The sequence below is a fragment of the Pseudoalteromonas sp. S3431 genome, from assembly GCF_000690035.1.
Classification (GTDB): Bacteria; Pseudomonadota; Gammaproteobacteria; order Enterobacterales; family Alteromonadaceae; genus Pseudoalteromonas; species Pseudoalteromonas fuliginea.
Window position 1 is genome coordinate 1 of sequence record NZ_JJNY01000075.1, and the last position, 1159, is coordinate 1159.

1 protein-coding gene is annotated in these 1159 nt (G+C 40.1%); it reads left to right on the forward strand.

Translation table 11 applies throughout. The features are described 5' to 3' along the window. Positions 1 to 70: 70 nt before the first annotated feature. Positions 71 to 1159 (forward strand): IS3 family transposase gene (locus DO88_RS03490; RefSeq protein ID WP_157600366.1). Its coding sequence is split into 2 segments (ribosomal slippage), with 1090 coding nucleotides annotated over them: positions 71 to 323 and positions 323 to 1159; the frame shifts between segments, so codons are not numbered across the junction. This gene is flagged as partial in the annotation.

Consider the following 1159-nt stretch of genomic DNA (forward strand, 5'->3'; position numbering starts at 1 on the left):
GGTAATCCCCCCGAAAAATAATAGATGCCAAACGTAGAATTTTCTCTTATTGTAAACACAGGAGAAAATTATGAAAAAAGCACATTTTACAGACAGTCAAATCCTCGCCATTTTAAAACAAGCAGAAAGCGGCGTGCCTATTCCTGAGCTATGCCGTGAACATGGTATGGGCAACTCAACCTTTTATAAATGGCGCGCTAAATACGGCGGCATGGATGCGTCTTTAATGACACGAATGAAAGAACTTGAAGATGAAAATCGCCGTTTAAAGAAAATGTATGCTGAAGAGCGGCTAAAATCTGAGGTCATTCAGGAGGCAATGGCAAAAAAGTGGTAAAGGCTTCTGAGCGCAAAGTCTTGGCTCATGAAGTCGTTAGCACAAATAAAATGAGTATTGCCTTAGCCTGTCGTACTTTCATGATAAGTGAAACATGCTATCGCTATACGCCAAAACTGTCTGATGAAAATGAGAAAATTGCAGCGTTGCTATTGGATTTAAGCCAATGTCAGCGTAATTGGGGATTCGGTTTATGTTTTTTATATTTACGCAATGTTAAAGGCTACACATGGAATCATAAGCGCGTTTATCGTATTTACCGTGAGCTTGAGTTGAATCTGCGAATAAAGCCTAGAAAACGTCTAACAAGGAAGAAGCCTGAACCATTGGCTGTCCCTGAGGCCATTAACGAATGTTGGTCAATGGATTTTATGCACGACCAATTATCGGATGGCAGAGCGTGTCGCTTGTTCAATGTGATTGATGATTTCAATCGCGAAGGACTCACAATAGATGCTGACTTATCACTCCCCGCTGAGCGTGTTATCCGCTCACTCAATCAAATTATAGAATGGCGTGGTAAGCCAAAAGCTATCAGGTGTGACAATGGGCCTGAATATATTAGCCATAAATTAGCAGAGTGGGCGTTAAATAATAATATTGAATTACGATTTATTCAACCAGGTAACCCGCAACAAAATGCTTATGTAGAGCGGTTTAATCGCACGGTTAGGTATGACTGGCTAAGTCATTATATTTACAGTGATATTAGTGAGTTACAAGATAAAGCAACCGATTGGTTATGGACTTATAATAATGAACGCCCTAACATGGGCATAGGTGGAATAACACCCATACAAAAACTGGAAAAGTTAAACAACG